Origin of the sequence: uncultured Campylobacter sp., from assembly GCF_963517995.1 — a bacterium.
Taxonomy (GTDB): domain Bacteria; phylum Campylobacterota; class Campylobacteria; order Campylobacterales; family Campylobacteraceae; genus Campylobacter_A.
The window spans coordinates 1-3556 of sequence record NZ_CAUQHQ010000189.1 but is presented as its reverse complement, the minus strand read 5'-3'; the positions used below and the strand labels follow the sequence as shown (position 1 = coordinate 3556).

At 35.1% G+C, this 3556-nt stretch carries 5 protein-coding genes; all 5 read right to left on the bottom strand.

Translation table 11 applies throughout. The features are described from left to right. Nucleotides 1–52: 52 nt before the first annotated feature. Nucleotides 53–760, bottom strand: coding sequence for an N-6 DNA methylase (locus RYL88_RS12335; RefSeq protein WP_314991686.1), 708 nt, complete (start codon nucleotides 758–760; stop codon nucleotides 53–55). Nucleotides 761–820: 60 nt separating this feature from the next. Then, complete coding sequence (locus RYL88_RS12330; RefSeq protein WP_314991684.1) at nucleotides 821–1207, bottom strand: type I restriction-modification system subunit M N-terminal domain-containing protein; 387 nt, start codon at nucleotides 1205–1207, stop codon at nucleotides 821–823. A gap of 582 nt (nucleotides 1208–1789) precedes the next feature. Next, nucleotides 1790–2056, bottom strand: a complete 267-nt coding sequence (locus RYL88_RS12325; protein ID WP_314991682.1) for a hypothetical protein — start codon at nucleotides 2054–2056, stop codon at nucleotides 1790–1792. Then, nucleotides 2022–2234: a hypothetical protein gene (locus tag RYL88_RS12320; protein ID WP_314991680.1), complete on the bottom strand. Its 213-nt coding sequence runs from the start codon at nucleotides 2232–2234 to the stop codon at nucleotides 2022–2024. The genes RYL88_RS12325 and RYL88_RS12320 overlap by 35 nt, the downstream gene beginning before the upstream one ends. A gap of 139 nt (nucleotides 2235–2373) precedes the next feature. Then, nucleotides 2374–2697: a hypothetical protein gene (locus RYL88_RS12315; protein WP_314991678.1), complete on the bottom strand. Its 324-nt coding sequence runs from the start codon at nucleotides 2695–2697 to the stop codon at nucleotides 2374–2376. Nucleotides 2698–3556 lie beyond the last annotated feature (859 nt).

Here is a 3556-nt window from a genome sequence, read left to right as displayed (position 1 = left end):
CGCTTGCCTTATATTGCACAAACACCCCCCGAGAGCCACGCAGGGCGAGCGGCTAACAGAAGGTCTTTCCTACGCTGATCATCACATCAACATCGCCTGTTTTTACGAGGCTTTCTCTTATATTTTTATCTTTGCCGCCGCTATCTGTAGCCGAAGACGCCATAACAAAGCCTGCGCGGCCTTTTTCGTTTAGGTAGCTGTAAAAGTAAGATATCCAAAGGTAGTTGGCGTTTGCGACCTCTTTGTTTTTATTTACGCTTGGCATTCCAAAAGGTAGGCGCCTTGCGCTTTTGCAGGACTCGGCTTTTACTTTATCGACGTTAAAAGGAGGATTTGCCATGACGTAGTCGCAGCGGCCGTCTAGGTTGTGAGCGTCGCTATAAAAGCTGTTTGCCTCATCTCCGGACTTGATAACGCCTGTAAGTCCGTGTACCGCCATGTTCATCAAACAAAGCTGCGCGTTGTACTCGACCTTTTCTTGGCCGTAAAAGGTCATCGTGCTATTTGCGTTCATGCCTGCTACATTTACAAAATCCCCCGACTGAATAAACATACCGCCAGAGCCGCACACAGGATCAAAAAGTATGCCGCTTTTTGGCTCTATGATGTTTACGATCATCTTTACAAGCGACTTTGGCGTAAAGAAAACACCGTCGTCAGAGGCTATACTTTTGGCAAATTTGTTTAAAAAGTACTCGTAAATTCTGCCGATGATATCTCCGCCGATCTCATCAAGGGCCGAGTTGTTAAATATACGCAAAAGCTCGGATAATATCTCGTCTGAAAAATCAGCATAGCTTTTTGGTAGTACGCCGATGAGCTATTCGCTTTGATCCTCGATCAAAGACATGGCGTTGTTTACGACTTCGCCCAGGCTTGTCATGACGTGATTGTCTTTACTTACAAGGTTTACCGAGGAAATATCTTGAGGTAAATTTAGTAGATAGTCATACTGTGCTTCTTTTGGAAGATAAAGCGCGCTCTTTGCCGCAAAGTCGCTCGCCTCAACAGGCATAACTCTGCCGCCGCGAGAGAGGCGTCCTTTTAAAATTTCAGCCTCTACCATTTTAAATCTACTATAAGCATATCTCAAAAAGATAAGACCAAGCACCGGCATACAGTACTGATACGATGTAAGTTTTGAGCCTGAGCGCAAAAGATCCGCCGACTCCCAAAGGTCGCTCTCTAATTTTCTAATGTTTATCATCTTTTCTCCGTTACGTAATTAATATAAATTTACCAAAAAACGGCAAATATCCCAATCCGTTTTTCTTAATTCTTTTTAGTTGCTTGCACATGTGTGCTTGATTAATATTTATAGTTTGTTTGCTATTCTACCATTTTGCTTATGGATTATTGTTTATAATGAAATAAATATTATGTGGTTCATTGGTGGATAAAATGACTTTTTTGGAATTATCTATAGCTAAAATTTTTACTGGGTGCGCTTTGCTTGGTGGGTGGGGAAATGGCTCATGGGATAGTTTACTATTTATCGTATCGCGCAACTCGTGTATATGCATAAGATTATATTAAGGTTATAAGATAAATCAAGTATCATTAAAAATATTAAAAATTCTAAAAATAGTAAAATCTTATTGGCAAGAATACAGATAAAATAGCGTAGAACTAGTATCAAAAAAGAACCGTCCAAAACGAGCTAAAAAACTAAGCAAATGAAGCGAATACAAGTAGTAGGGTAGGCGTCAACTCAGCTTTATGCTTTTTAGGCGCCTTGTTTTCTGTAAAAACAAATATTAGCTATTAACATATTTTTAGGCGCTAAAATTTAAAAATCTCCAAATTCGGCATCTATTGCTTCTTGCCTTTTTGTATGCGACTTGACCGCATCCTCTAACTTCATAACCCAAAAAACAGCCTTGTTGGAAATAGGGGCTTCAAATGGATTGCCGTACATTGCGCTAATCGCACTAAACGCCTCGTCTCCCTGAACGCAATCTACCGCAATGCTACCCAAATACGGATAAGTCAGTACGCTGGGATCAACAAGGTCAAAAACATTAGTTAATTTTATGGTCGGAAAATTTTCTTTCATAAAATTTAAAAAATTCATTATCTATGTATTTTTTATCAAAATTATCAAATCGATCGTCTTCTGGGTGCTTTCCAAACGCGCATATGTCATTGTATCTAGTATGAAAAACCAACCAAAAACCAAACTCCTTATCTCTTTGTATTATATATTCCTCTATCGTAGGTAGTGCCAATGCCATCTTTACTCCTTAAAAAAATTAATAAAATTATAGAATAAAAATTGGACATAAATTTTCTACTTTTTAAATATCAAATTCTGTTAGATTTTCTGATGCGTAGATATTTTTGTCGGAATACGAATAGCTCTATTTTTGCTATTCATTCCCAAACCCCTATATTTTCTTTCTTAAATTTCACCATCATATCTTCGTTGCCCTCAACCTCGTCTATCCAAATCCATTCTTTTATATTTTTAGTTAGCCATTCATTTTCTACTGCATATATACACATAAATATTCCTAGACTCTCCAAATCTTTTTCATTGCCTTTCGCGTGAAAGGTATTTTTGTCAATCCTAATCAAATTACACTGCTCGGCAAGCTTGTCTAAATATTCGTATATTACGTCTAGCTTATACTTTTTCTCTCGTAAAACCTTCTCTTCGTCTATCACTATTTTCGTGCCTAGTAACGGGTAAGCCATAGTTTTTTCCTTTTTGTTTCGTGTTTATTGTGAGGATGTGATCCGGATACCAAATTTTACTATTTGATACGTTATTTTTTAAAAAATATCTCAAAAATATCCGAATTTAAGTCCATGATTTTTATTTATATGCAAACTAGGTCGTTCTTTTTCTCAAAATTCATCCATAAAATACCTTACATCGTATATTTTCTTGTAGTCAGAAATTTAATACGTGCCACATGTGCGTCTTATGATTATAATGCGTCCATTCTACATAACTAAACATAAAATTATGTTTAGTTAAAACATGTTAATTAATTAGTTGGAAATTAAATAAATATAAAAATAACTTATACTTTGAGATTAATATTCTATTAAAATTATATTAGTATAGCTTTTTTCGGCTAGTAATTTTTTATTCTAAAGTTAATTCTATATATTAAACAATTGCTTGTAGACTAGACAGTCCAACAATATTATTTTTGCAATAAATAGGACCTTAAAAATCACGAGCAACTTTTTGCTCTAATACTAGAAAAAAATAAATACCATTCCTTTAATAATTTAGGCAACGAGGCTGAGATTAGCTTGTATTTTGATTTGATTTTAAAAACCTATGCGCTACCGAAACTCAAAACAGCCTACTCAAACATTACTTCCTTAAAGTTTTTCGTTCAGAAAAATAAAACAATCAATCCTGCGTAAAAGATTTTGGAGATCCGATAGGTCTCCAACTAAAATCTTTTTTTGAAATTTTTAATTTTAGGTCGTGGAATTTGCTCAAAAATACAAAAAAATAAGCAAATTTCTATAAAGACCAATATTTCAACAAAAATTGTCTATTTAAAATCTTTTTTTGAAATTTTTAATTTTAGGT

Bases quoted from the DNA above. Each gene is read 5' to 3' on its own strand.
- RYL88_RS12330 (WP_314991684.1), bottom strand. From the start codon at position 1,207: ATGATAAACATTAGAAAATTAGAGAGCGACCTTTGGGAGTCGGCGGAT.
- RYL88_RS12325 (WP_314991682.1), bottom strand. From the start codon at position 2,056: ATGAAAGAAAATTTTCCGACCATAAAATTAACTAATGTTTTTGACCTT.
- RYL88_RS12320 (WP_314991680.1), bottom strand. From the start codon at position 2,234: ATGGCATTGGCACTACCTACGATAGAGGAATATATAATACAAAGAGAT.
- RYL88_RS12315 (WP_314991678.1), bottom strand. From the start codon at position 2,697: ATGGCTTACCCGTTACTAGGCACGAAAATAGTGATAGACGAAGAGAAG.